Genomic DNA, 26,698 nt, shown 5'->3' with positions numbered 1-26,698 from the left:
TCACCGCCGACGGCGCACCCGTCGCGGGCCGGGGCCCGGCGCCTCCGCCGGCCTTCCCGCCGGGGGGTGCGGGCCGTCGCGGGCGGGGATTCAGCAGGCGTCGGGCACGATCGCGGACACCCGGAACCCGCCGGCGTCGGTGGGCCCGCACACGAAGGTGCCGCCCAGCGCCGAGACCCGCTCCCTCATCCCGACCAGCCCGTTGCCCCCGCTGGGCAGTCCGGCGCCGGGCTGCCCGTCTCCCGGTGGCTCGTTCTCCACCTGTACCGCCACCTCGTCCTCCCGGCGCGCCAGTCGCACCCGGGTACGGGCTCCACTGGCGTGCTTGTGGACGTTGGTCAGCGCCTCCTGGACCACCCGGTAGGCGGTCTGCTCCACCAGGGCCGCGTACCCCCGGGCCTCGCCCTGCACCGACAGTTCCACCGCCATCCCGGCCGCCCTCGACTCCCCCACCAGGGACTCCAGTTGGGCCAGCCGTGGCCCTTCGCGCTCCGCCGACTCCGCCTCGCCGGTCGGCCCGTCCGCCGCCTCGCCTCGGGGCTCGGCGGTGGCCTCGGTGGCGATCCGGGCCAGCCGCTCCGGTTCGGGCTCCTTCCGGCCGCCGTCCTCGGCGCGCAGCACGCCCAGCATGGTGCGCAGTTCGGTCAGCGCCTGCCGCCCCATGTCGCCGATCAGCCCGGCGTTGTGAGAGGCCTTCCGCGGGTCCTTGCGGGCGGTGGCCTGGAGGGCGGCGGCGTGCACCACCATCAGGCTCACCCGGTGGGCGACCACGTCGTGCATCTCCCGGGCGATACGGGTCCGCTCCTCGTTGCGGGCCCACTCGGCCCGTTCCTCGGCACGCTCGGCCAGCAGGGACAGTTCGCGTTCCAGTCCGTCGGCCCGTTCCCGCAGCGACTCCACCAGCCGGCGCCGCTGCCCCACGTACAGGCCCAGCAGTACCGGTGGGGCGACGCTGCCCAGGGACGCCAGCGCCGAGACGGTCAGCACGAACCAGAAGGGCGCGGGCCCGTCCTGGCCGGTCTCGTGGGCGAGTTGGACGGTGGCCATGATGAAGCCGCCGACCGCCATCATGGAGGCCAGCAGCCCGATGACGCGGCGGGGCGCGTTGGAGCTGGACAGGGTGTACAGACCCACGCAGCCCAGCAGCAGGCCCATCCTGGTCGGGGTGATCGCGATGGCCAACAGCACCACGGCCAGGGGCGCGCGTCTGCGGAAGACCAGCGCCGAGCCGACCAGTACTCCGACCACCATGCCGATGGCCGTGGGCAGCCCCACGTCCCGGGCGAACAGCACGCCCTGGATGGCGCATTCCACGGCGGAGGCGACCGCCAGCGAGATGTCCAGCACCGCGCTACGGGTCCGGTTCCACCACAGCGGCCCCCCGACGGCCCGCCCATCCCCCGAATCCGTCATGGCGCCAGCGTACGACCCACCGGCTGCCCGGTCTGCGGCGTATCGGGGTTCGCGACCAGAAATCCACCGCGCCTCCCCACTCGCGCCGTCCACGAGTCGCCCGGGAGCCGCCCGGCGGTCCGGGCGGCCCTGGGGACGGGAGGGCCGCGACGCCACCTGACGATCTATGACCTCGCGTGGAGGGCGCCGGGTACGGCATAGTGGGGGCTGGCAGTTCGGCGGTGGCCTGGTCATGTCCCGGCCCGTCCGCCCTGTCCGTCCGCTGTGGTGTAATTGGCAACACTGTCGGTTTTGGTCCGATCATTCCAGGTTCGAGTCCTGGCAGCGGAGCTTCCCTCCCCCTTCTTTCCCCTTCTTCCGCGCGGCCTCCCGTGGCTCCCGCGCGACTCCCCTCACCGCGCGCCGGTCCGGTGCCCCCACCCCACTGTTCGGCCCCCGCCGACCGATCGGCCAGGGGCGGTCGGGGTGCCCCTTTCGGCCACCGGCCCACCGGTATCCTGCGGAGGTCAGCCTCCACAAAAGCCGAAGGGCACACCCGTGAGCGCCAATCGCCCGGCAGCAGTCGTCGTTCTCGCAGCGGGTGAGGGCACCCGCATGAAGTCGCGCACCGCCAAGGTCCTGCACGACATCTGTGGCCGATCCCTGGTCGGCCACGTGGTCACCGCCGCACGCCAGGTGGAGCCCGAGCACCTGGTCGTGGTCGTGGGTCACGCCCGAGAGCAGGTGGCCGCGCACCTGTCCGAGCTGGACCCCGGGGTGCGTACGGCGGTGCAGTACGAGCAGAACGGCACCGGCCACGCGGTACGTACCGCGCTGGAGGAGCTGCGGGACCGGGGCGTGGAGCCGGACGGCACGGTGCTGGTGGTGTGCGGGGACACCCCGCTGCTGACCGGGGACACCCTCCAGGCACTCGCCGAGGCGCACACCCGCGAGGGCAACGCGGTCACCGTGCTCAGCGCCGAGGTGCCCGACGCCACCGGGTACGGCCGGGTGGTGCGCGACTCCGGCGGCGCGGTCACCGCGATCGTGGAGCACCGGGACGCCAGCGCCGAGCAGCGGGAGATCCGGGAGATCAACTCGGGCGTGTTCGCCTTCGACGGCAAGCTGCTGGTGGACGCCCTGGGCAAGGTGCGGCGGGACAACTCCCAGGGCGAGGAGTACCTCACCGACGTACTGGGGATCGTGCGGACGGCCGGACACCGGGTGGGCGCGGCGGTGGCGGCCGACCACCACGAGGTCGTCGGCATCAACAACCGGGTCCAACTGGCCGAGGCGCGGCGGCTGTTGAACCTCCGCCTGCTGGAGCGGGCGATGCTCGCCGGGGTGACCGTGGTGGACCCGGCGTCCACCTGGCTGGACGTGGACGTCACGGTGGAGCCGGACGTGACCGTGCTGCCGGGCACCCAACTGGTGGGCGCCTGCCACCTGTCCACCGGCGCGGTGGTGGGCCCACAGACGCGGTTGACCGACACCACGGTGGGCGCGGACGCCCGGGTCGTCAGCAGTGTGGCCGAGGGTGCCGACATCGGCGACGGCGTCAGCGTGGGGCCCTTCGCGTTCCTGCGGCCCGGTACGCGGGTGGGCAGCGGGGGGAAGATCGGCACCTTCGTGGAGACCAAGAACGCCGAGATCGGCGAGGGCACCAAGGTGCCGCACCTGTCGTACGTGGGCGACGCCGAGATCGGCGACCACACCAACATCGGGGCGGCCAGCGTCTTCGTGAACTACGACGGGGTGCACAAGCACCGCACCACCATCGGCTCCCACTGCCGCACCGGCGCGGACAACATGTTCGTGGCCCCGGTCACCCTGGGGGACGGCGTCTACACGGCGGCGGGTTCGGTGATCACCAAGGACGTCCCCTCCGGCTCCCTGGCCGTGGCCCGGGGGCAGCAGCGGAACATCGCCGGCTGGGTGGCCCGCAAGCGGCCCGGCAGCGCGGCGGCGAAGGCCGCGGGGGAACAGCCCGAGGGCGAGTCGGGCTCCCACCAGGGAGACTGACCGGCTGTCGGGGCGGTCGGCCCACCTCGTATGGTGAGTGAGGCCGACACCGGGCCCGCTCACCAGGGACGCTGGGCGGGGCCGCGTGACAACCGGCGGCGCCGGGCACATCACCGGGTGAGTCGGGACAGACGCCGAGCGAACGCAAGGAGACTGCGCTGTGACCGGGATCAAGACGACCGGCGAGAAGAAGCTGATGCTCTTCTCCGGCCGGGCACACCCCGAACTCGCGGAGGAGGTCGCCGAACAGCTGGGCATCGGTGTGGTTCCGACGAAGGCCTTCGACTTCGCCAACGGTGAGATCTACGTCCGCTTCCAGGAGTCCGCCCGGGGGGCGGACTGTTTTCTGATGCAGAGCCACACGGCTCCCATCAACAAGTGGATCATGGAACAGTTGATCATGATCGACGCCCTGAAGCGGGCTTCCGCGCGAAGCGTCACGGTGATCGTCCCGTTCTACGGGTACGCCCGCCAGGACAAGAAGCACCGGGGCCGCGAGCCCATCTCCGCCCGGCTGATGGCCGACCTGCTGCGCACCGCCGGGGCGGACCGCATCCTCACCGTGGACCTGCACACCGACCAGATCCAGGGCTTCTTCGACGGCCCGGTGGACCACCTGTTCGCCCTGCCCATCCTGGCCGACTACGTGGGCGCCAAGGTGGACCGGCGGAAGCTGACCGTGGTCTCCCCCGACGCCGGCCGGGTTCGGGTGGCCGACCGTTGGGCGGACCGGCTCGGCGCTCCGCTGGCCATCGTCCACAAGCGCCGTGACCCGGACGTGGCGAACAAGGTGACCGTGCACGAGGTGGTCGGCAACGTCAACGGCCGTATCTGTGTGCTGGTCGACGACATGATCGACACCGGCGGCACCATCTGCGCGGCGGCCGAGGCGCTGTTCGCCAACGGCGCCGAGGACGTGATCGTCACCGCCACCCACGGGGTGCTGTCCGGGCCGGCCGCCGACCGGTTGAAGAACTCCAAGGTGAGCGAGTTCGTGTTCACCAACACCCTGCCCACCCCCGGGGAGTTGGACATGGACAAGATCACGGTGCTGTCGATGGCGCCGACCGTCGCCCGCGCGGTGCGCGAGGTGTTCGAGGACGGCTCGGTGACCTCGCTGTTCGAGGAACAGGCGTGACCCGCGCGGTCACTCACTGATCGATTTACGGTACGGCCTCCCCGCCCGGTAAGCTCACCGCGTTGCTCGGCGAGGGAGGCCGTACCTTCGGGTGCGGCTGGTCCGTAATCGACGCGCTCTTCGTGGCAGTCACTCCGCTCCCCCGGTGTCACCGGCGGCCGGAGGACGGGTCCCTGGGTCGGGCACGACCAGCTGGTCAGTTCACCGACTGACCCGACCCACCGCACCCGACGAGGAGCGCCCCATGGCTGATGTGAGCCTGTCCGCGAAGGTCCGTACCGAGTTCGGCAAGGGCGCCTCGCGCCGTCTGCGCCGCGAGGAGAAGATCCCCGCCGTCATCTACGGCCACGGCGCCGACCCGGTCCACGTCGAGCTGCCCAGCTACGACATGATGATGGCCCTCAAGACCCCCAACGTCCTGATCAACCTGGACGTCGAGGGCAAGAAGGAACTGGTCATCCCCAAGGCCGTGCAGCGCGAGGCCATCCGTGGCTTCCTGGTGCACATCGACCTGCTCACCGTGAAGAAGGGCGAGCAGGTCAACGTCGAGATCCCGATCCACCTGGAGGGCGACCTCGGCCCCGGCCAGCACGTGCTGGAGCACGGTCTGAACGCCCTGCCGGTCCTGGCCGAGGCCACCCACATCCCCGAGTCGGTGACCATCTCCATCGAGGGCCTGGTGGCCGGCGACTCGATCCAGGCCAAGGACGTCAAGCTGCCCAAGGGCGCCACCCTGGACACCGACGAGGAGGTCATCGTGGTCCAGGTGCTCGCCGGCCAGCTGGAGGAGCCGTCCGCCGAGGGCGAGGGCGAGGACGGCGAGGAGAGCGCCGAGTAACCAACCTCCGCTCCTCACCCGTGGGGAGCCGAGACCGCCGGGGTGCCGTCCAGGCCCCCGGCGGTCGGTCCCTCGCGGGCGGGTAACCGGGCGGGGCCGTGATCGTGGGAGGTTCGCCCCGTTGGATTCGAGGACGTTCGGTTCGAGGGTGTTCGGTTCGTGGACGCGGCGGATGCGCCGTGGGAGGTTTCAGATGGCGGCCAGTACGCCCGGGGGCGAGGGCCCCTGGCTGGTGATGGGTCTCGGCAACCCCGGACCCCGGTACGCCGGCAACCGGCACAACGTCGGCTACATGGTGGTGGACGCCCTGGCCGAACGGATCGGGGGGCGGTTCAAGACGCACCGGGCCCGGGCCCAGGTGCTGGAGGGCCGGGTGGGTACTCCCGGCGCGGGCGGCCAACGGGTGGTGCTGGCCAAGCCGATGAGCTTCATGAACCTCTCCGGCGGCCCGACCTCCGCGCTGCGGGACTTCTACAAGACGCCGCTGGAGCGGGTGGTCGCCGTCCACGACGAGCTGGACATCGACTACGGCACCCTGCGGATCAAGCTGGGCGGCGGGGACAACGGCCACAACGGGCTGAAGTCCCTGACCAAGACCCTGGGCCCGGACTACCACCGCGTCCGGGTCGGCGTGGGCCGGCCGCCGGGGCGGATGCAGGTGGCCGACTACGTACTGCGGGACTTCTCCACCACCGAGCGCCGGGAGTTGGAGCACGTGGTGGAGCGGGCGGCGGACGCGGTGGAGTCGCTGTTGGTCGAGGGCCTGGCGCGTACCCAGAACAGCTACCACTGAGCACACCGCCCCCACGGCGCCCGCGTTGCCGTCACTTCGCGTCATCGGCCTTGACCGTCCGCCCGGGCATGGCCAAGGATCGCCGCCATGCCAGCCAGCACCCTCGCCAAACGCAGCCGTTCCCGCCGAGTCGGGGAGAGCGCCTTCGGGGTGCTGTTGCTGGCCAAGGTCGCGCTGATGGCGGCGCTGGCCGTACTGCTGCTGATCGCCGGGGTGTGGACCTCCTGGAGCACCGCCCGGCAGGCGATGTTCGCCCCCGCCTCCGAACGCGGCACCCTGATCGTCAACACCTGTGACCGCGCCGAGTGCCACGGCACCCTCACCCGCGCCGGGCACAAGCCCCGACGGGTCACCGTGACCAGGGTGGTCGCCAGCGAGGGCCGCACCCTGCCGGTGGCCCTGCGCTCGGAGGGACGGGACGTGGTGGTGCGTACCGGCCTGCCCGGGGTGGTGCACTCCTGGGTGCCGTTCGCCGGCTCCCTGCTGCTGGCCTCCCTGGTGGTGGCCGGCGGGCTGCGGATGCGACGTACCGCCTGGACGATGGGCCTGGTCGGCGCGGTGACCATGGCCGGCGCCTGGGCGCTCATCCACTGGGGCTGACCACCCGGGCGCCGGCCGGTACGCGCCCCCGTGGGGCCGGTCAGCCGGTGTTGCGCAGCCCGGCGGCCACCCCGTTGACGGTCAACAACAGTGCGCGGCTGAGGAGTTGGTCCGGTTCCCCGCCGGCCTCGATGGTCTGCCGCTGCCGGTGCAGCAGGGCGACCTGGAGGTAGGAGATGGGGTCCAGGTAGGCGTCCCGGATCTGGAAGGTCTGCCGCAGCGCCGGGTTGGAGCTGAGCAGTTCGTCACCGCCGGTGATCCGCAGCACCTCGGCCACGGTCAGCTCGTGCTCGGCCCGGATGGTGTCGAAGACGTGCCGCAGCTCCTTGGGGACCAGGGTGTCCACGTAGTGCTGGGCGATCCGCAGGTCCGTCTTGGCCAGGGTCATCTCCACGTTGGACAGGAAGTTCTGGAAGAAGTGCCAGTGCTCGTAGGCCTCCTCCAGCACGGGGGTCAGCCCGGCCTCCCGGGCGGCGCGCAGCCCGCTGCCCACCCCGAACCAGCCGGGCACGATCTGCCGGGACTGGGTCCAGCCGAACACCCAGGGAATGGCCCGCAGTCCGTCCAGTCCGGCGTCGCTGTCCGGGCGGCGGGAGGGGCGGGAGCCCAGGTGGAGTTCGGCGAGCTGGTCGACCGGGGTGGAGGCGAAGAAGTACGCCGGCAGGTCGGGGTCCTCCACCAGCCGGCGGTAGGTGCCGTGGGCCGCGTCGGAGACGGTGTCCATGGCGGCGTCCCAGCGGGCCAGGGCCTCGTCGGACTGGCGGGGCGCGGTGTGCAGGGCCGAGGCCTGGAGGGTGGCGGCCACCGTGAGTTCGAGGTTCTCCCTGGCCAGGGAGGGGATCAGGTACTTGTCCGAGATGACCTCGCCCTGCTCGGTGACCTTGATCTCGCCCTCCAGGGTGCCCCAGGGCTGGGCGAGGATCGCCGCGTGGGTGGGCCCGCCACCCCGGCCGACGGTGCCGCCCCGGCCGTGGAACAGCCGCAGCCGTACCCCGTGCCGGTGGGCGACGTCCCGCAGTCGACGCTGCGCGCGGTGGATCTCCCACTGGGAGGTGGTGATGCCGCCGAACTTGGAGGAGTCGGAGTAGCCGAGCATGACCTCCTGGAGGTCGCCGCGCAGGGAGACCAGCCTCCGGTAGGAGGGGTCGGAGAGCATGGCGTCCAGCAGCTCGTCGGCGATGCGCAGTTCGTCGGTGGTCTCCAGCAGGGGGACGATGCCGATCTTGGCCCAGCCGGCGTGCAGGTCGATCAGCCCGGCCTCGCGGGCCAGCACGGCGGCGGCGAACACGTCGTCGGCGCCCTGGCACATGGAGATGATGTACGACTCGATGACCTCGGGCCCGAAGGTGTCCATGGCCCGGCGCACGGTGCGGAAGACGTTCAGGGTCTTGGCGCCGGCCTCGTCCAGCGGCGCGGGGGTGGGCGCCAGCGGACGGCGGGAGCGCAGCTCCCGGGCCAGCAGCCGCTGGCGGTACTCGCGCGGCATGTCCACGTACCGCCAGGACTCCTCGCCCAGCCGGTCGAACAGCTGCCCCAGGGCGTGGTGGTGGGCCTCGGCGTGCTCGCGCACGTCCATGGTGGCGAGCTGGAGTCCGAACGCGGCCAGGGTGCGCAGCACCCGGGCGAGGTGCCCCTCGGCGACCAGTCCGCCCCGGTGCTCGCGCAGGGAGGTCTGGAGCAGCGTGAGGTCCTCCAGGAGTTCGCCGGTGCCCAGGTAGTCGCGGCCGGGCAGGTGCGGGCTGTCGCTGGCCAGCCGCTCCCGGGTGTTCAGCAGCTTCTGCCGTACGCAGGTGGCCTTGAGGCGGTACGGCTCCTCGGCGTTGAGCCGCTTGTAGCGGGGGCTGATCTCGGGCAGCCGCTCCAGGTCGCGTTCCAGGGAGTCCAGCAGTTCCTGGGTGACGCCGCAGTTGCGGATGGAGTTGGACAGCGCCCCGCGCAGCTCGTCGACGTGCAACAGCGCCTCGGTGATGCCGTGTTCGTGCTGGAGCAGCAGCACGTCCCAGGTGACCTGGGGGGTGACGTTGGGGTTGCCGTCCCGGTCGCCGCCGATCCAGGTGCCGAAGGTCAGCGGCCGGGTCTCGGTCGGCAGGCTCACCCCGGCCCGGGTGAGTTCGGCGGCCAGGTCCTCCAGTACGTCCCCGACGGCGCCCTGGTGGAGTTCGTCCAGGTAGTAGATGGCGTTGCGGGCCTCGTCCGCCGGTTCGGGGCGCACCACCCGCAGTTCGTCGGTCTGCCAGATCAGGTCGATGTTCTCGGCCAGCCGCCGGTCGCTGCGGGCCCGTTCGTTGGGGTCGGTGTCCTCCAGCAGGGCGGCGATCTTCCGCAGCTTGTTGAGGACCGAGCGGCGGGCGGCCTCGGTGGGGTGGGCGGTGAAGACCGGGCGCACCCCGAGGTGGGCGACGGTCTGGCGCAGGTGCTCGGGGTCGGCGTGGGCCAGCATGTCGGCGGTGCGGGACAGCAGCCCGCCCTCCTCGGCCCGGCGGGCCCGTAGTTCGCGGCCCCGGTGCACCTGCTCGGTGACGTTGGCGAGGTGGAAGTAGATGGAGAAGGCCCGCACCAGCTTGGCGGCGGTCTCCACCTCGGTGTCGCTGAGCAGTTGGGCCGCCGCCTCCCCGTCGCTCCGGGTCAGCGCCCGTACCCGCTCCACCAGGTCCAGCAGCTCTGGGCCCTCCTGGCGGACCAGGGTCTCGCCCAGTTGGTCACCGAGCCGCCGGATGTCCGCGCGCAGCGCGCTGGTGTCGGAGGGTTCGCCGGAGTCGGCACCGGGCGGGGGCACGGGGTGGGCGCCGGTCGCGTCGACGGGAGTTGTCGCGTCAGCACTGCTCATGAGGTGTGCGGCTCCTTGTGCAGCTTGCTTGTGGCAGGTCGCGGACCGCGCTGTCCGAGGTGGCCCAGGATATGCGGGGCGTGCCCGGCGCCCCCGACGAGTCCGGCGATCGGTACGCGGGCGCACTCTCGCACACCGGGGGCGCACTCGGCGGGCAGGCGCTCTGGTACGTACGGTGCGCCGGCCGGTCACGTCCTGCCGCCGGCCCCCGGGCGGTCCGGTCGCCGTGGTGGCCCCCGCCGGCCGGGACCCACCCGGTCACCTGGGGCGTGACCGTGGGAGGGCGGTCCCGAACGGGGTGGGGGCGGCGTTCGACAGTGCCAAACGTGGCGTGGTCCCCGTCACTCGGGTCTTGCCCCGAGCGCTCCGACTGCCATACTTACGTTGCCGTAGGTTACGGAACCGTAGCCAATCCCCCGTTCAATGAGGGACTTCTATGACCACAGGCCCCGACCTGCTCGCCGACACCGAGACGGCGAAATCGGAACCCGACGCGACCCCGACGGACTCGGCGACGCTCGGCGGTGAACAGCGAGGCTCGGTCGAGCAGATCGCTCTGCTGCTGTTCATCGTGGTGCCGTTCCTGGCACTGATCGCCGCCGTGCCGCTGATGTGGGGATGGGGTGTCAGCTGGCTGGACCTCGGCCTGATGACCGCCATGTACTACATCGGCTGCCACGGCGTGACCATCGGATACCACCGCTACTTCACGCACGGCTCGTTCAAGGCCAAGCCGGGGCTGCGCGCGACGCTGGCCATCATGGGCTCGCTGGCCCTGGAGGGCCCGGTGGTGCGCTGGGTCGCCGACCACCGCAAGCACCACAAGTTCTCCGACGCCGAGGGCGACCCGCACTCGCCGTGGCGGTTCGGCGAGACCGTACCGGCACTGATGAAGGGCCTGTGGTGGGCCCACATCGCCTGGATGTTCGACAAGGAGCAGACCCCGCAGCAGAAGTACGCCCCGGACCTGATCAAGGACCCGCTGGTGAACCGCATCTCCCGGCAGTTCGTGCTGTGGACCGTGGTCTCGCTGATGGTTCCCCCGCTGATCGGCGGGCTGGTGACCTGGTCCTGGCAGGGCGCCCTGTCGGCCTTCTTCTGGGGCTCGCTGGTGCGTGTGGCGCTGCTGCACCACGTCACCTGGTCCATCAACTCCATCTGCCACGCGGTCGGCAAGCGGCCGTTCCGCTCCCGGGACCGCTCCGGCAACGTGTGGTGGCTGGCGATCCTGTCCTGTGGCGAGTCCTGGCACAACCTGCACCACTCCGACCCCACCTCCGCCCGACACGGCGTGCTGCGCGGCCAGTTGGACTCCAGCGCCCGCATCATCCGCTGGCTGGAGAAGGCCGGCTGGGCCTACGACGTCCGCTGGCCGAAGGCCTCCCGTATCCAAGCCCGTCGGCAGGACGGAGTGCCCGAGGGGGCATGATGGGGCCGTGGCCGACCATGACTCCCCCTGCGTCGTTGACCGTTCCGTCGTGGTCGACCCCACCGTGGCCCTCTCCTCCGGGAGAGGGACCGCCGTGGTGACTCCCCCGGGCGTCACCACGGCCCCGCCCGTCGGCACCGAGGACCGCGCGGGCAACGACTCGTGGGGTGGCAGCGTGACCGATACGGAGGGCGGCAAGCCCGGCAAGACCGGCAAGCGTCGGCGGGGTCGGCGCCGGATGACCGGCGAGGAACGTCGGGAACAGTTGCTGGACATCGGCCGTACGGTGTTCGCCGACCGTGGCTTCGAGGGCACCTCGGTGGAGGAGATCGCCGCCAAGGCGGGGGTCTCCAAGCCGGTGGTGTACGAGCACTTCGGCGGCAAGGAGGGCCTCTACGCGGTCGTGGTCGACCGCGAGATGCGCAGACTGCTCAGCATGGTCACCAGCTCGCTCAACAGCGGCAACCCCCGGGAGCTGCTGGAGCAGGCGGCGTTCGCGCTGCTGGACTACATCGAGCAGTACACCGACGGGTTCCGCATCCTGGTGCGGGACTCCCCGGTGGCCCAGTCCACCGGCAACTTCGCCTCCCTGATCAGCGACATCGCCACCCAGGTCGAGGACGTGCTCGGGGTGGAGTTCAAGGCCCGGGGCTTCGACGCCAAGCTGGCCCCGCTGTACGCGCAGGCGCTGGTGGGCATGGTGGCGTTGACCGGACAGTGGTGGCTGAACGCGCGGAAGCCGAAGAAGGCCGAGGTGGCCGCCCACCTGGTGAACCTGGCCTGGCGGGGCCTGGACGGCATGGAGCCCAAGCCCCAGCTGATCGGCCGCCGCCGCATCTGACCCCCGCCCACCGCCCGCGACCACCGGCCGGCTGGGCCCGACGGGTCAACTCCCGCCCGTGTCGCGGGAGTCGGGCTCGTACTGGAGGAACTCCAGCCGGTTGCCCACCGGGTCGTGGGTGTGGAACCGCCGCTCGTGCGGCAGCGCCTCGTCCCACCGGACCCGGTACCCGGCCCCCTCCAGCCGCCGCGCCAGGGCGGTCAGGTCGCGTACCCGCAGCCCGGGGTGGGCCTTGCCCGCCGGCCGGAAGTCCGCCTCCACCCCCAGGTGCAGGCTCACCGGCCCGGCGGTGAACCAGCAGCCGCCCCGCGCGGCCAGCTCCGGGGGTTTGGGCACCTCGGTCATGCCGAGCAACCGCCCGTAGTAGGCGCGCAACCGGTCCTCGCTGCCGGCCGGTACCGCCAGCTGTACGTGGTCCAGCGACACGATCACCGGCGCACCGCCACCACGAAGATCCGGCGGAAGGGGAAGTAGGTGCCCGCCTCGGTGGCCGGATAGGCCTCGCGCAGCAGGGCCGCGTAGCTGTCGAGAAACTCCTCGCGTGCCTCCGGCTCGCCCTCCAGCCGGTCCAGTACCGGTCGCAGTCCGGTGCCCGAGATCCAGTCCAGCACCGGGTCGGGCCCCTGGAGCAGGTGCAGATAGGTGGTCTCCCAGGCGTCGACCTCCCGGGCCAGCGGGGCCAGCAGCCGGTGGTAGCCGGCCGGGTCCAGTACCGCCGGCTCCCTGGGCGGGCCCAGCAGCTCCCGCCAGCGGGGGGAGCGCCGCAGCCGGTTCAGCAGCGCGTGGCTGGGCGCCTCGTGGTTGCCCGGCACCTGGAAGGCCAGTACGCCCCCGGGCGGCAGCGCCTCCAGCCACCGCGGCAGCAGCCGGTGGTGACCGGGCCCGTCCTCGGGGGTGACCCACTGGAGGGCCGCGTTGGAGAACAGCAGCTGCTCGCCGTCGGGGTGCCAGTGCTGGAGGTCGGCCCGCCGGAAGTCGATCCGCCCACCCTCGGGGGTGCCCCCGGCGTACGGGGCGGCCCGCCCGAGCATGGCCGGGGAGCTGTCGTAGCCGGTGACGTGGGCGGTGGGCCAGCGTTCCAGCAGGGGGAGGCTGGGGCCGCCCGGGCCGCAGCCGAGGTCGGCCACCCGGGGGTGGGGATGTGGCGGATCGGGCACCCGGGCCAGCAGGTCGTGGACCGGGCGGAGCCGGGGCGCCTGGTGGCGGAGGTACCGCTCGGGGTCCCAGCTGGGGGCGCGGTGGGTCATGGGGCCAGGGTGCGCCCGATATATCTTGACGTCAAGAGACTTCACGTCGACAGAACCTCTACACTGATCCACCATGGAGGACGAGGTCGACAGACTGGTGGCCGCATGGCGTCGGGAACGCCCCGACCTCGACGTGGACCCCCTGGAGGTGCTCAGCCGCGTCAGCAGACTCGCGCGCCACCTGGACCGGGCACGCCGTATCGCCTTCGCCGAACACGCCCTGGAACCCTGGGAGTTCGACGTACTCACCGCGCTACGCCGGGCCGGGCAGCCCTACCAGCTGTCCCCCGGACAGCTGCTCACCCAGACCCTGGTCACCTCCGGCACCATGACCAACCGCATCGACCGGCTGGCCAAGAAGGGACTGGTGGCCCGACAGCCGGACCCCAACGACCGACGCGGCGTACTGGTACGACTCACCGACGAGGGACGGGACCGGGCCGACAGCGCCCTGGCCGGACTACTGGCCCAGGAACGCGCCATCCTGGCCGAACTGTCCACCGCGCAACGCTCCGAACTCGCCGCGCTGCTCCGCCAGTTGACCGCGCCCTTCGACAACGTCCCCAGCTGAACCGCCCACGCTCCCGCAGCCGTACGGGCCCCTGAGGCGGCACGTACGACCCCGGGGCGTCGCACCTCGCCGCGCCGTCACCGTGCGGGCCCCACAAGACGCTCACCGGCGCCCGTACCCCAACCGGCGGCGCCCGGTCGCCTCGGACACCAGCCACTCGGCAGCTGCCCACCGGACCCGGCGCCCAGCCACCACGGGCGCGTGGCCACCCACGAGAAGCCGCGCCCTAACCGGCCCCCGCGACCGCCGAGGACTCCTCACGCTCCACCGGATCCACCCCCGCCCGCCGGGCGAGCGCCACCGCCGCCAGCGTCGAGTGCACCCCCAACTTGCCCAGCACGTTCTGCATGTGGGTACGCACCGTGTGCGGCGACAGGAACAACCGCTCCGCCACCGCCTTGCGGCCCAACCCCGCCACCATGCAGCGCAGCACCTCACGCTCCCGGGGAGTCAGCGCCTCCACCAGACGCTCACTCTCCGTACGGTGCTGACGGGTCACCGTCAACTCCCGCACCACCCCGGTCAACAACGACGGCGCCAGATGGGTCTCGTCCCGCAGCACGCCCCTGATCACCTGGAGCAACCGGGAGAGCGAACAATCCTTGGCCACCCAACCCGAGGCACCGGCCTGCAAGGCGGCGGCGGCGTGCCGGGGATCGTCCCGGTCGGCCAACAGCACCACCCGCACCCGTGGATGGGTCACCCGCATCCGGGCGGCCAGGGCCACCCCCGGCGCGCTCACCGCACCCTCAACGGGCCCCTCGCCCTCCTCGCCCTCGCCCCCGCCGAGATCGGCGTCCACCAGGGCGACGTCGAAGGGCCGGTGCTCGGCCACCCCGCGCTCCAGACAGCGCAAAGCGGCCGGCGCACTGCCGGCCGCCGCCACCTCCACATCCTGTTCGGCCGTGAACGCCGTGGCGAGCGACTCGGCGAAGATGCGGTGGTCGTCGACCACCAGCACCCTGATCCGTTGCATGGCACCCCCTGCGAAGTCCTGGACAAGACCGGCATCGGCCCCGGGACACGGCCAGCGCCACGGGGTCAGCAGTGCCCCGTGAACACGACCTCGACACGCCCTCTCGCGGGCGGGTGACCCCCGCCTCCAGCACCGGGCGGCCGACACGTCCTCGTGCACCCGACCGCCTCCGGCCCCCACCGGCGCGTTGTTGAACAGACTACGTACCCGCCTTCCCATGGGAAGGCCAACGGCAAAACTGCTTACCGCGAACAGGGCCCCGCAAACCGAACCCGCCCCACCCCCGGTACGTCCCGGTAGGCCAAGCCCCTCCACCGAAGCCCCGCACACCACGCCCCGGCCGGCCCGAACGGCACCCCACCGCCCCGGAACCCGGCTCACCCCACCCGACGGGCACCCTCACCCGCCACCACGGTGAACACCCTCGGCCGGACGAAACCCGCCCCGGAGAACGCGGCCACCACCGCCTCCCCCACCGACTCGGCCCGCTCCGCCTCCACCAACACCAGCGCCGACCCACCGAAGCCACCCCCGGTCATCCGGGCACCCAACGCCCCCGCCTCCCCGGCCGCCGACACCACCAGGTCCAACTCCGGGCAGGAGACCGCGAAGTCGTCCCGCAGCGAAGCGTGACCGGCGTACAGCACCGGCCCCACCTCACGGGTACGCCCGGACTCCAGCAGCTCCACCGTCTCCCGCACCCGCCGGTTGTCGGTCACCACATGCCGCACCAACGGCACCAGCGCCGGATCGTCCAAGCGTCCCAACGCCGCGTCCAACTCCTCGAACCCCACGTCCCGCAGCGCCGGCACCCCCAACAGCGCGGCGGCCCGCTCACAACCGGCCCGACGGGCCGCGTACGCCCCGTCCGCCAGGTCGTGCCGCACCCGGGTGTCGACCACCAGCAGCCGCAGCCCCTCCCGCTCCAACTCCAACGGCACCCGCCGCTTCCCCAGGTCCCGGGTGTCCAGGAACAGGGCATGACCGGCCGTACAGCAGGCGGAAGCGGTCTGGTCCATGATCCCGCACGGCACCCCGACGAACGCGTTCTCCGCCCGCTGGCACACCAGGGCCAACCGCTGCGGCTCCACCTCCACCCCGTACAGGTCACACAGGGCCAGCCCGGTGGACACCTCCAACGCCGCCGAGGACGACAAGCCCGCCCCGGTCGGCACCGTGCTGCGCACATGCACGTCCGCCCCACCCACCGGCAACCCCGCCTCCCGCAGCGCCCACGCCACCCCGGCCGGGTACGCCGCCCAGCCCAGGTCACGGTTGTCGCCCGGACGCAGGTCGGCCACCGCCACCCGTACCGGCTCCTCCGGCCGGTCCCCCGAGTGCAGCCGCAGCACCCCGTCGTCCCGGCGGCGCGCCGCCACCAGGCAGGAGTGCGGCAGGGCCAGCGGCAGCACGAACCCGTCGTTGTAGTCGGTGTGTTCACCGATCAGGTTGACCCGGCCCGGCGCCGCCCACACCCCGTCGGGGTCGGTGTCGAACGCCGCCCGGAAACCGTCCCGGGTCTCGGTCGGGCCGTGGCCGAGGGCCACCATCAGCGCACCCCCGCACCCCGGTCGGCGCCGTCCCGGGCGAACCGCCAGGCGTCGGCCACGATCCGCTCCAGCCCGGCACGGCTGGGCCGCCAACCCAGCGCCTCCCGGGCCCGGTCGGCGGAGGCCACCAGCACCGCCGGGTCCCCGCCCCGCCGTTCGGCCACCACCTCGGGCACCGGATGACCGGTCACCTGGCGGGCGCTGGCGATCACCTCCCGCACCGAGAAGCCGTCGCCGTTGCCCAGGTTGCACACCAGGTGCTCGCCGGCCCGGGCGTGCTCCAGGGCCAGCAGGTGGGCCTCGGCGAGGTCGGAGACGTGGATGTAGTCCCGTACACAGGTGCCGTCCGGGGTGGGGTAGTCGTCGCCGAACACCGAGATCGCCTCCCGCTGCCCGAGGGCCACCTGGAGGACAAGCGGGATCAGGTGGGACTCGGGATCGTGCCGCTCCCCGTACCACCTGCCGTCCGGCGCCTCGTGCGCGCCGGCCACGTTGAAGTACCGCAGGGACACCGCGGCCAGCCCGTGCGCCAGGCACTCGCCGGCGATCATGTGGTCCACGGCCAGCTTGGAGGCGCCGTAGGGGCTGGTGGGCGCGGTGGGGTCGGACTCGGTCAGCGGGGTGCGGACCGGTTCGCCGTAGGTGGCCGCCGTGGAGGAGAACACCAGCCTGCGCACCCCGGCCGCCCGCATCGCCGACAGCAGTTCGAGGGTGCCGCCGACGTTGTTGCGCCAGTACTTCTCCGGGTGCCGCACCGACTCCCCCACCTGGGAGAACGCCGCGAAGTGCAGCACCCCCGAGAAGGAGTCGTCCAGCCAGGCGGCGGCGTCCTGCACCCGGCCCTCGACCAGTCGCGCGCCCGGCGGCACCGCCTCCCGGAAGCCGGTGCTCAGGTCGTCCAGGACGACCACCTCGTGGCCCGCCTGGACCAGATGTGCGGCGACCACACTGCCGACGTATCCCGCGCCGCCGGTCACCAGGTACTTCTCGCTCACTCGCTCGCCACCTCTCGCAGTCGCTGTGCCGCGGCCTCCGGCGGTACGTCGTTGATGAACGCGTCCATGCCCGACTCGGATCCCGCGAGGTACTTCAGCTTGTCCAACGTCCGACGGATGGTGAACAGCTCCAGGTGGAGCGCGAACCGCTCCCGGTGCGCCTCCCCCACCGGCGCCTGGTGCCAGCCGGAGATGTACGGGGTGGGCGGGGCCTGCGGGCCGAAGATCCGGTCGAAGCGCCGCAGCAACTCCAGGTAGACCCCGGGAAGTTCCGCCCTCGCCCCGGCCCCCAGCGACGGCAGGTCCGGCACCCGGGCCCGGGGGTAGAGGTGCACCTCGTACGGCCAGCGCGCGGCGTGGGGCACGAACGCCGTCCAGTGGCCGGTGTCCAGCACCACCCGCCGGCCGTCCCGGCGTTCCCGGTCCACCAGCTCGTCGAAGAGGTTGCCCCCGGTACGCCGGTGGTGGGCGTCGACCGAGCGCAGCACCCGCGCGGTACGGGGGGTGATGAAGGGGTAGCCGTAGATCTGGCCGTGGGGGTGGCCGAGGGTGACCCCGATCTCCGGGCCACGGTTCTCGAAGCAGTAGACCTGCTCCACTCCGGGCCGGGCGGACAGTTCGGCGGTGCGGTCGGTCCAGGCGGCCAGGACCAGGGCGGCCTGGGGTTCGTCGAGGTCGGCGAAGGAAGCCCGGTGGTCGGGGGTGAAGCACACCACCTCGCAGCGACCCACCCCCGGGCGGCTGGCGAAGGGGGGCGGCTCCCCGCCCGTCCGGTCGGTTCCGCTCCCCGGGGTGCCGGGCGGCGACGTCTCCCCGGGGGCCGGCGTCCCGGCGAAGGAGGGGAACCGGTTCTCGAAGACGGCCACCTCGTAGTCCGGTTCGGGGATCTCGCTGGGGCGGCCCTCCCGGCTGGGGCACAGCGGGCACTGGTCGGGCGGCGGGTGGTAGGTGCGGGACTGCCGGTGGGCGGTGACGTCCACCCACTCGTCGAGCAGGGGGTCGAAGCGCAGTTCGGAGTCGGTGCGGGTGGGCTCCAACGGCCGCTGGTCCACGGCCTGTCGGGGGGTCTCGTGGCTGTCGTAGTAGACGATCTCGCGGCCGTCCGCGAGGCGGCGGCTGGTCCTTCTCACGCTTCTCCTCCAGCGGACTCGGGGCACCGCCCGGCTGCCCGACCGCGAACCCACCCCACTCCAACACAACTCAACACAATGAATCACAACCGCACAGTTTGGTCAATGCACCGCGTGCCCCACGGGCAACAACCGGCATTCCCGGACAATCTCACGAAGTCGCCAGCGAGATCCGTTCGACTCGACCATAACCAAACAGCAAAGTGCAACAAGTGTCTTCAAAAAGCTAAGTGTGGGGAGTAGTTTCGCCCCGGTTCGCGGCACAGCCGGCGCCACGAGCCAGAGCCGCCGATCTCATCGGGCGGCGGTGCCTCCCCGTACCCCCGCGAAAAGAGTGAGAATGCAACATCTGGCCGAAGGGCTTCGGCTCGACACCAACGCTCTCGACTACACGCTGCTGAGCATCTACTTCGTGGTCGTCCTCGGGATCGGCTTCGCCGCCCGGCGCAGCGTCAAGACCAGCCTCGACTTCTTCCTCTCGGGCCGGTCACTCCCCGCCTGGATCACCGGTCTCGCCTTCGTGGCCGCCAACCTGGGGGCCACCGAGATCCTCGGCATGGCGGCCAACGGCGCGCAGTACGGCGTCTACACCGTGCACTGGTACTGGATCGGCGCCATCCCCGCCATGGTCTTCCTCGGCCTGGTGATGATGCCCTTCTACTACGGCTCCAAGGTGCGGTCGGTGCCCGAGTTCCTGCTCCACCGCTTCGGGCCCTCCTCCCACCTGCTCAGCTCGGTGATCTTCGCCGTCTCCGCCGTGCTGATCGCGGGCGTCAACCTCTACGCCATGGCCATCGTGCTGGAGGCCCTGCTGGGCTGGCAGCAGTGGGTGGCCATCGTGGTGGCCGGCTTCTTCGTCCTCGCCTACATCACCCTGGGCGGGCTCTCCTCGGCCATCTACAACGAGGTGCTCCAGTTCTTCGTGATCCTCGCCGCCCTCATCCCGCTGACCGTGGTCGGCCTGAAGCGGGTGGGCGGCTGGGACGGGCTGTCCGACTCGCTCACCGACTCCCAGGGCGGCGCCTTCCTCACCGCCTGGGAGGGCACCGGCATCGGTTCCGACAACCCGCTGGGCGCCAACTGGCTCACCATCGTGCTGGGGTTGGGCTTCGTGATGAGCTTCGGCTACTGGACCACCAACTTCGCCGAGGTCCAGCGGGCGCTGTCGGCGAAGAACATGTCGGCCGGCAAGCGCACCCCGCTGATCGCGGCCTTCCCCAAGATCCTCATCCCCATGGTGGTGGTCGTCCCCGGCCTGATCGCCCTGGTCATGGAACCCACCCTGGGCAAGGCCGACTCGGGGCTCCAGTACAACGACGCCATCCCCCTGCTGATGCGGGACCTGCTGCCCAACGGCGTACTGGGGATCGCGGTGACCGGTCTGCTGGCCGCCTTCATGGCCGGCATGGCCGCGAACGTCTCCTCGTTCAACACCGTGTTCACCAACGACATCTGGGCCGCCTACGTGCGGAAGGGCCGGACCGACGAGCACTACCTGCACGTGGGGCGGGTGATCACCGCGGTCGGCGTGCTGATCGGCATGGGGACCGCGTTCATCGCCGCCTCGTTCAGCAACATCATGAACTACCTCCAGACGTTGTTCTCCTTCTTCAACGTCCCCCTGTTCGTGGTCTTCATCATCGGCATGTTCTGGAAGCGCACCACCCCGGCCGCCGGCTTCTGGGGCCTGCTGAGCGGCACCCTCGCCGCGATGATCAACTACTTCTGGTTCTACAAGCAGGGCGTCATCAGCATCCCCAGCGACCAGGGCGCCAACTTCGTCTCCTCCATCGTCGCCTTCGTGGTCGGCGGCGTGGTCATGGTGGTCCTCACCATGGTCACCAGGCCCAAGCCGGTCGAGCAGCTGGCCGGGCTGGTGTACGGCACCACCTCCCCCGGGATGCAGGAACCACCGGCCGAGGGCGACGACGCCTGGTACCGCCGCCCCGCGCTGCTGGGCTGGGGCGCGATCATCCTCGCCGCCGCCTGCTACATCCCGTTCTCCTTCTGAAGCCGCGAGGAGCTGACTCACCATGAGCACCCAGGGCAACCCCGAAGAACACACCCCCGGCCCGGAGTCCCTGCACTCCACCGAGTCCCTGCACTCCACCGACCCGGCGGCCGTCGCCGAGGAGGTCACCGAACTGGAGAAGCAGTCGGCCACCGCGGCCCGACTGTTCGACGTACGCCGCATCATCGGCGGACTGTTCGTGGTCTACGGGGTGATCGTCACCGTCGCCGGGATCTTCGCCTCGGACGAGGACCTCAAGAAGGCCCAGGACATCAACATCAACCTGTGGACCGGACTGGGAATGCTGGCACTTGGCCTGTTCTTCCTCGTCTGGCTGCGGGTGAGCCCCACCGTCCCGCCACCGCCACCCGAGGAACTGCGGGAGGCCCAGGAGGGCCAGGGCACCTGACCCGCACGCCCGCCTGATCCCCACGGCCGCCCCCGGCACACCCCGGGGGCGGCCGTGTCCGTGGAGGAACCGCCCCGGCTCAGCCCGGGGCCGTACCGGACCGGTCCGTGACGGCGGCGAGCCCGCCCGCCCGGTCCAACAGCCCGGTACGCGCGGCCAGGGCGGCGGCCTCCAACCGCGAGCCGACCTCCAGCTTCATCAACACCCGCTGCACATGGGTACGCGCCGTGCTGGAGGCGATCCCCATGCCCTGGGCGATCAGCTGGGTGTCCTCGCCCTCCGCCACCCGCACCAGCACCTCCACCTCCCGGGGGGTGAGCACCCGCAGCAGCCGGGCCGCCTCGTCGTCGGGCTCCGCCGAGGGATACAGGAGCTCGCGGAAGGACTGCTGCAACAGCTGGGGGGCGACCGCCGACTCCCCGGCCCGGGCCTTGAGCATGGCCCGTTCCACTCCGTCGATGCGCTCGTCGTGCCGTACGTAGCCGGAGGCGCCGGCCGCCAACGCGGCGGCCACCCCACGGGGGTTGGGCACCGGTCCCAGCACCACCACCGCGACCTGGGGCTTTTCCTGCTTGATCCGCACCACCGGGTCGAAGGCGCCGGCCTCGGCCGGGGCGGCCGTACCCATCAGGCACACCTCGGGGGCCCGGGCGATGACCAGGTCGGCCGCCCCACCACACGGGGCGGTGGCCGCGAGCACCCGATGACCGCGCAGTTTCAACGCCGAGGCCAACGCCTCGGCGTGCAGCCGGTGATCGTCCACCACGATCAGTCGCGCGCTCATCCGCTCCCTCTTCCCACGGTTCCCGGTGTCGCCCGAGCCCTGGAGTCCGCTTTCCTCCCCCTGCCCCGGTCCCCCTGTCGATTCCCGGCAAGCTACACCTGGCGTCAGCTTTCGGCCATACATCGTGACCCCGACGGCAGCCGCCCGGGAACGCCCCGGAACGACCGAGGGGCCGCCGGACCCCGCGTTCCCACGGTGGTCCAACGGCCCCTGTACTCGGGCCACTCGGCCCGGTGTCTAGTTGGCGCTGCCGTAGCCCAGCGCGATGTACCTGCTCAGGTCGGAGTCACGTACCGTGCTCGACTGCAGGAACAGGCGACCGTCCCGGTAGATCACCATGTCCCGGCTGATGCCGTAGGACAGGTTCCGCTCCTCGTCGGTGAACGGCAGCCGCAGCCAGGTGGACTGCTTGGCCTCCGAACCGGAGGTGTCGATGTGGATCACCTCGCCACCGATGTCCGTACCCGAGCCCTTGTACGCCAGGATGCCGCCCTTGGCCTTCTGGATGGGCCGCATGGTGCGCTTCTCCCCGGCGTCCGCCTTCCACAGGGTCTTGCCGGTGTTGAAGTCGAAGGCCCAGATCTCGTTCGTCCGGCCGTAGGCGGAGCTGCCCTCGTGCTCCTTGGACGGGAGGTACACGCCCTTCTCGTCGGCGACGACGTTGAAGCAGCCGCCCACACCCCAGTCGGTGTCACACCGCAGCTCGTACTTGTCCTTCGGCACGGAGATGCGGGCCTTCTTCTTGAACGACTCGTCCACCGTGTACAGGTCGGTCAGCGAGTAGTCGCCCACGCCGACGCCCACCACCAGCGGGTCCACCGAGACGATGTTGAACGCCTGCACCTTGTTGGGCAGCCCGCTGAACTCCTTGACCTTCTTGCCCGACGAGTTCAGCTCCTGGACCTTGTACGTGCTGTTGGTGAACGTCCCACAACGGACCGCCGCCAACATGCGGCTGCCCCCCGCGTACCCGTAGTCCGCGCAGTTGCCGCTGGCGGTCTGCTGCCACAGCTTCTTGCCACTGAGGCGGTAACCCGCCGAACCACGGGAGCCGTTCGCCACCGCCACCATGTCGTCGGTGATCGCCACCGAGGACAGCGTGGAGTACCCCTCACCGCCCGGCAGCGGCTTGTCCCACACCTTCTTGCCCTTGCGGATGTCCAGCAGGGCCATGGTGTCGCACTTGACCAGGGACTTCTCGGGGGCCTTCTCGGTGTAGGTGACGGCGACCTTGCCGTCGGCGCTCTGCGTCTCGGTCGCCGTGCAGGTGCCCTTGCCCACCGGGATCTTCCAGACCTCGCGCCCGCTGTCCCGGTCGTACCCCACCACGTGGTCCACGGCCGTCTTCACCAACAGCTTGTCGGTGGCCCAGGCACCACGGGAGTCCCTGCTGAACTCACCGGAGGTGCCGGGAGCCGGCACCTTGAACAGCTGCTTGCCGTCGGTCGACTGGGGCTTGGTGGCGCCCTCCTGCGTCTGGGTCGGCTTGGGCTTCGCCTCGTCGTCGCCGCCCTTGTCGTCGTCCTTCCCGACCAGGAAGAACACCCCGAGTCCGGCGATCACCACCAGGGCCACCACGCCCGCGATCATCCCGTACAGCTTGCCCTTGCCCCCACCGGAACCACCGGGGGGCATGGGCCCGCCGGGCACCGTCGGATAACCGCCGGGCTGCTGGTACATCGGCGCCTGTGGGTAGCCGTAGCCCTGGTGGGCACCGGGCGGAGGCGTCTGCGGGTAGCCGTACCCGGGCGGCGGGGGCGGCGTCTGGCCCGGCTGCTGCGGGTAGCCGTAGCCCTGGTGGGCACCGGGCGGAGGCGTCTGCGGATACCCGTACCCGGGCGCACCCGGAGGCGGGGGCGGCGTCTGACCGGGCTGCTGCGGGTAGCCGTAGCCTCCCGGGGGCGCCGGAGGCGGAACCGGCCCGCCGGCCTGGGTGCGACCGTCGTTGGGGGAGCCGCCGGGCGGCGGCGGAGGGGTGGGCTGGCCGGCCTGGGTCTGCGCGTCGTTCACCGAACCGCCGTCGGACGACGAGCCCTTGTCGGAGCTCTTCGACAGGTCGGGCTGGCCCTGCCCACCGGGCTGCTGCGGATAACCGTAACCAGGGGTGTTACCAGAGGCACCATCGCCACCCGGTGGCGGCTGACTGGGGGGAGGTGGTTGCGACATGGGATTCCCTCGTTAACGACGAGCCGCCGCCCCACAGGCCACCAGAAACAACGAAAGTGGCGAAATCGGACACCAGCGCGTCAAACATCGACGATGTGAGCGGTAGTTCTTTCTACCACTGGACGACGACAACTCTCACCGTGGTTCCCCGGCCCACAGGCCCCCGATACCAGCCCGGGACGGCGCCGTTATCCCCGTGTAGCTCGGGCCCCCGCCCCCGTACGAACCGGGCCGGCCACCGGGCGGTGGCCTCCCTCACACCCCACCGACAACCCGTGCCGGGGGCGCCGTCCGCACACCCGTCGCCGGTACCGAACCGGCGGCGGCCCGGCCGCCCCTGCCCAGGAGCCGCCGGCTCGGGTCACGCCTCCTCGGCCAGCTCCAGCCAACGGTTCTCCAACTCCTCGCGCTCGGCCGCCAACTCCCGCAGGGTCCCGTCCAGTTCGGCGACCTTCGTGAAGTCCGTGGCGTGCTCCGCCATCCCCGCGTGCAGGGTCTTCTCCTGCTCCGCGATCCGGTCCAACCGGCGCTCCACCCGCTGCAGTTCCTTCTGCGCGGCCCGGGAAACCGCCGCCGAACGGGGCTTCTCCGCCGCCGGAGCGGCCACCGCCGGGGCGGGGACGCTCTCCGTCCGCAGCCGCTCCCGACGCTCCAGGTACTCGTCCACCCCGCGCGGCAGCATCCGCAACGTCCGGTCCCCCAGCAGCGCGTAGATCCGGTCGGTGGTCCGCTCCAGGAAGAAACGGTCGTGGGAGATCACCACCAGCGACCCCGGCCACCCGTCCAGCAGGTCCTCCAACTGCGTCAGGGTCTCGATGTCCAGGTCGTTGGTCGGCTCGTCCAGGAACAGCACGTTGGGCTCGTCCATCAACAGCCGCAGCATCTGCAGACGCCGACGCTCACCACCCGACAGGTCCCCCACCGGCGTCCACTGCTTCTGCTTGCCGAAGCCGAACCGTTCACACAGCTGAGAGGCGGTCATCTCCCGACCCTTGCCCAGGTCCACCCGCCCCCGGATCTGCTCCACGGCCTCCAACACCCGCAGCTGGCCGGGGAGTTCGACCACCTCCTGGGACAGGTACGCCAACTTCACCGTCTTCCCCACCCGGATACTGCCAGCCGCCGGCTGCACCTCACCGCCGGTACGGGCCGCCTCGGCCAACGCCCTCAGCAACGAGGTCTTACCGGCACCGTTCACCCCCACCAGCGCGAAACGGTCCCCGGGGCCGATCTGCCAGGTGAGCCGGTGCAGCAACTCCTTGGACCCGGCCTCCAACCGCACGTCCTCCAGGTCGAACACCGTCTTGCCCAACCGGGAGTTGGCGAAGCGCATCAACTCCGCCTGGTCGCGAGGCGCCGGTACGTCCGCGATCAGCGCGTTGGCCGTCTCGATACGGAACCGGGGCTTGCTGGTACGCGCCGGGGCACCCCGACGCAGCCAGGCCAACTCCTTGCGCATCAGGTTCTGGCGCTTGGCCTCCTCGGTGGCCGCGATCCGCTCCCGCTCGGCCCGGGCGAAGACGTAGTCGCTGTACCCGCCGTCGTACTCGTGGACCGCCCCGCCCTGCACGTCCCACATCCGGGTGCACACCTGGTCCAGGAACCAACGGTCGTGGGTGACGCAGACCAACGCGGAACGCCGCTGGGCGAGATGACGCGCCAACCAGGCGATGCCCTCCACGTCCAGGTGGTTGGTCGGCTCGTCCAGAACGATCAGGTCAGGGTCGTCGATGAGCAACTTGGCCAACGCGATACGGCGCCGCTCACCACCCGACAGCGGACCGATCACGGTGTCCAGCCCGGACGGGAAGGACGGCAGGTCCAGGCCGCCGAACAGCCCCGTCAGCACGTCCCGGATACGCGGGTCACCCGCCCACTGGTGGTCCGCCAGGTCCCCCACCACCTCGTGCCGCACGGTGGCCTCAGGGTCCAGCGAGTCCTGCTGGGTCAGCAGCCCCAGCCGCAGACCGCCCAGGTGCGTGACCCTCCCCCGGTCCGGCTCCACCTTCTTCGCCAGGACCTCGATCAGGGTCGTCTTGCCGTCCCCGTTCCGGCCCACCACCCCGATCCGGTCCTCCTCGCTGACGCCCAGGGAAATCCCGTCCAGCAGGGTCCGGGTGCCGTACACCTTGCTCACGGTTTCCAGGTTGACGAGGTTGACGGGCATGGGGCTCCTCAGCAGGGGGTGGACCAAGCCGCCCAGCCTAGTTGGTGACGGGGGTACCCCTGGTCCGGTGGTGGGGAGACGGGAGCCTGGGGGGGTGCTGGGTGGGGCTCCTTGGGAGGGGTGGGGGCACCTCTTTGGGGGCGAGTGGTGGGGGGCATCTTGGGGGGTGGTGGGTGGGGACGGGCACTCTGGCTGTGGGGTGAGTGAGTGGTGGGGGCGTTTTGGTGGGGACGACGGTGGAGACGGGCGCCCTGGTCGTGGGGTGAGTGAGTGGTAGGGGTGAGTGGTGGGGGGTGCTTTGAAGGGGCAACTCGCTGTGGCGGGTCACGTGACCGGGGCGGCGGGGTGGGGGCCCGCCTCGATGCGGTGCGATGCCGAGGGTGCGCCTGCGGGGTGCGAAGGGTCGCGGTGGGTGGGGTCGAGGCGTCAACTGCCGGGGAGGAGCACGGGGCGGGGTTGTATGACGAGTGGGGGTGCCTGTGGATAACTCACGGCACCTGTCAGGGGATTTGTGCATCATGGTGCGTGCTGCGGCGGCCTTCGGTCCTCGACCGTACGGGCCCGCCTCCCGATCACTCCGGTGACCGGGTAGCGGGTGGACCGAAGTGGCTGCTCAGGAGATACGCGCGGCTCCTGAGCGGCCAAGAGGTGGTGGTGGCGGAGGGTGGGCACGGGGAGGGGAGGCCCCAAGAAGGGCAACCAACACACAACAACCTCACGCCGCGCACAGTGCTGCCCGAGTGCTGCCCGCACGCGCGTCCCCGCCCTCCACCTTTCTTCCGCCAGCCGTGCCCCCTCTGCCCACCCCTCCC

Annotated in this window: 21 protein-coding genes and 1 tRNA gene; 11 read left to right on the top strand and 11 right to left on the bottom strand. The window is 71.4% G+C overall.

Translation table 11 applies throughout. The features are described 5' to 3' along the window. Positions 1-90: 90 nt before the first annotated feature. A complete protein-coding gene (locus tag ABZT14_RS16835) occupies positions 91-1,413 on the bottom strand; it encodes a histidine kinase (RefSeq protein ID WP_356302719.1) in 1,323 nt (440 codons plus the stop codon). Between the two features lie 258 nt (positions 1,414-1,671). Here ABZT14_RS16835 and ABZT14_RS16830 point away from each other — a divergent pair. The 6 genes from ABZT14_RS16830 to ABZT14_RS16805 all read left to right on the top strand — a co-directional run bounded on the left by ABZT14_RS16830 (position 1,672) and on the right by ABZT14_RS16805 (position 6,783). Further along, positions 1,672-1,743 (top strand) — tRNA-Gln (locus tag ABZT14_RS16830). Positions 1,744-1,950: 207 nt separating this feature from the next. Beyond that, positions 1,951-3,414, top strand: a complete 1,464-nt coding sequence (gene glmU / locus ABZT14_RS16825; RefSeq protein ID WP_356302716.1) for a bifunctional UDP-N-acetylglucosamine diphosphorylase/glucosamine-1-phosphate N-acetyltransferase GlmU — start codon at positions 1,951-1,953, stop codon at positions 3,412-3,414. Between the two features lie 160 nt (positions 3,415-3,574). Beyond that, positions 3,575-4,552 (top strand): ribose-phosphate diphosphokinase, encoded by a 978-nt coding sequence (locus ABZT14_RS16820; RefSeq protein ID WP_356302713.1) that lies wholly within the window; start codon positions 3,575-3,577, stop codon positions 4,550-4,552. Between the two features lie 244 nt (positions 4,553-4,796). After that, on the top strand, positions 4,797-5,390 hold the full coding sequence (locus ABZT14_RS16815) for a 50S ribosomal protein L25/general stress protein Ctc (protein WP_356302710.1): 594 nt from the start codon (positions 4,797-4,799) through the stop codon (positions 5,388-5,390). Between the two features lie 193 nt (positions 5,391-5,583). After that, positions 5,584-6,183, top strand: coding sequence for an aminoacyl-tRNA hydrolase (gene pth / locus ABZT14_RS16810; protein ID WP_356302707.1), 600 nt, complete (start codon positions 5,584-5,586; stop codon positions 6,181-6,183). An 87-nt stretch (positions 6,184-6,270) separates the two neighbouring features. Further along, on the top strand, positions 6,271-6,783 hold the full coding sequence (locus tag ABZT14_RS16805) for a hypothetical protein (protein WP_356302704.1): 513 nt from the start codon (positions 6,271-6,273) through the stop codon (positions 6,781-6,783). Between the two features lie 40 nt (positions 6,784-6,823). Here the strand turns inward: ABZT14_RS16805 and ppc are convergent, their stop codons facing one another. Next, positions 6,824-9,610, bottom strand: a complete 2,787-nt coding sequence (gene ppc, locus ABZT14_RS16800) for a phosphoenolpyruvate carboxylase (protein ID WP_356302701.1) — start codon at positions 9,608-9,610, stop codon at positions 6,824-6,826. Positions 9,611-10,046: 436 nt separating this feature from the next. Between ppc and ABZT14_RS16795 the strand changes: the two genes are divergently transcribed. Next, positions 10,047-11,039, top strand: coding sequence for a fatty acid desaturase (locus ABZT14_RS16795; RefSeq protein WP_356302698.1), 993 nt, complete (start codon positions 10,047-10,049; stop codon positions 11,037-11,039). Between the two features lie 238 nt (positions 11,040-11,277). Next, positions 11,278-11,880 carry a TetR/AcrR family transcriptional regulator gene (locus tag ABZT14_RS16790; protein ID WP_356303125.1) on the top strand — a complete coding sequence of 201 codons (603 nt, stop codon included), beginning with the start codon at positions 11,278-11,280 and terminating at the stop codon, positions 11,878-11,880. A 45-nt stretch (positions 11,881-11,925) separates the two neighbouring features. Here ABZT14_RS16790 and ABZT14_RS16785 read toward each other — a convergent pair whose 3' ends face one another. After that, positions 11,926-12,312, bottom strand: a complete 387-nt coding sequence (locus ABZT14_RS16785) for a VOC family protein (RefSeq protein WP_356302695.1) — start codon at positions 12,310-12,312, stop codon at positions 11,926-11,928. Further along, positions 12,309-13,127, bottom strand: coding sequence for a methyltransferase domain-containing protein (locus tag ABZT14_RS16780; RefSeq protein WP_356302692.1), 819 nt, complete (start codon positions 13,125-13,127; stop codon positions 12,309-12,311). Before ABZT14_RS16780 ends, ABZT14_RS16785 begins: the two co-directional genes overlap by 4 nt. 73 nt (positions 13,128-13,200) lie before the next feature. On the opposite strand from ABZT14_RS16780, the gene ABZT14_RS16775 reads away from it, so the two are divergent. Beyond that, positions 13,201-13,698: a MarR family transcriptional regulator gene (locus ABZT14_RS16775; protein ID WP_356302689.1), complete on the top strand. Its 498-nt coding sequence runs from the start codon at positions 13,201-13,203 to the stop codon at positions 13,696-13,698. A 226-nt stretch (positions 13,699-13,924) separates the two neighbouring features. Here ABZT14_RS16775 and ABZT14_RS16770 read toward each other — a convergent pair whose 3' ends face one another. The 4 genes from ABZT14_RS16770 to galT form a co-directional block, all read right to left on the bottom strand. Next, positions 13,925-14,674, bottom strand: coding sequence for a response regulator transcription factor (locus tag ABZT14_RS16770; RefSeq protein ID WP_356302686.1), 750 nt, complete (start codon positions 14,672-14,674; stop codon positions 13,925-13,927). A gap of 377 nt (positions 14,675-15,051) precedes the next feature. Continuing rightward, positions 15,052-16,224, bottom strand: coding sequence for a galactokinase (galK, locus tag ABZT14_RS16765; protein ID WP_356302683.1), 1,173 nt, complete (start codon positions 16,222-16,224; stop codon positions 15,052-15,054). After that, a complete protein-coding gene (gene galE / locus ABZT14_RS16760; RefSeq protein WP_356302680.1) occupies positions 16,224-17,219 on the bottom strand; it encodes a UDP-glucose 4-epimerase GalE in 996 nt (331 codons plus the stop codon). Before galE ends, galK begins: the two co-directional genes overlap by 1 nt. Continuing rightward, positions 17,216-18,349, bottom strand: coding sequence for a galactose-1-phosphate uridylyltransferase (gene galT / locus ABZT14_RS16755; protein ID WP_356302677.1), 1,134 nt, complete (start codon positions 18,347-18,349; stop codon positions 17,216-17,218). The genes galE and galT overlap by 4 nt, the downstream gene beginning before the upstream one ends. A gap of 340 nt (positions 18,350-18,689) precedes the next feature. Between galT and ABZT14_RS16750 the strand changes: the two genes are divergently transcribed. Beyond that, positions 18,690-20,360 (top strand): sodium:solute symporter family protein, encoded by a 1,671-nt coding sequence (locus ABZT14_RS16750; protein WP_356302674.1) that lies wholly within the window; start codon positions 18,690-18,692, stop codon positions 20,358-20,360. Between the two features lie 22 nt (positions 20,361-20,382). After that, positions 20,383-20,769 (top strand): hypothetical protein, encoded by a 387-nt coding sequence (locus ABZT14_RS16745; protein ID WP_356302671.1) that lies wholly within the window; start codon positions 20,383-20,385, stop codon positions 20,767-20,769. 79 nt (positions 20,770-20,848) lie between these two features. Here ABZT14_RS16745 and ABZT14_RS16740 read toward each other — a convergent pair whose 3' ends face one another. The 3 genes from ABZT14_RS16740 to ABZT14_RS16730 form a co-directional block, all read right to left on the bottom strand. After that, positions 20,849-21,553 (bottom strand): response regulator transcription factor, encoded by a 705-nt coding sequence (locus ABZT14_RS16740; protein ID WP_356302668.1) that lies wholly within the window; start codon positions 21,551-21,553, stop codon positions 20,849-20,851. A gap of 237 nt (positions 21,554-21,790) precedes the next feature. Then, a complete protein-coding gene (locus tag ABZT14_RS16735; RefSeq protein ID WP_356302665.1) occupies positions 21,791-23,563 on the bottom strand; it encodes a PQQ-binding-like beta-propeller repeat protein in 1,773 nt (590 codons plus the stop codon). Between the two features lie 517 nt (positions 23,564-24,080). Continuing rightward, a complete protein-coding gene (locus ABZT14_RS16730; RefSeq protein ID WP_356302662.1) occupies positions 24,081-25,886 on the bottom strand; it encodes an ABC-F family ATP-binding cassette domain-containing protein in 1,806 nt (601 codons plus the stop codon). Positions 25,887-26,698: the final 812 nt, after the last annotated feature.

This window comes from Streptomyces sp. NPDC005438 (assembly GCF_040606315.1).
Taxonomy (GTDB): domain Bacteria; phylum Actinomycetota; class Actinomycetes; order Streptomycetales; family Streptomycetaceae; genus Streptomyces.
Note: the sequence above shows the minus strand (reverse complement) of the source record. Positions and strands in the feature narration are given on the sequence as shown.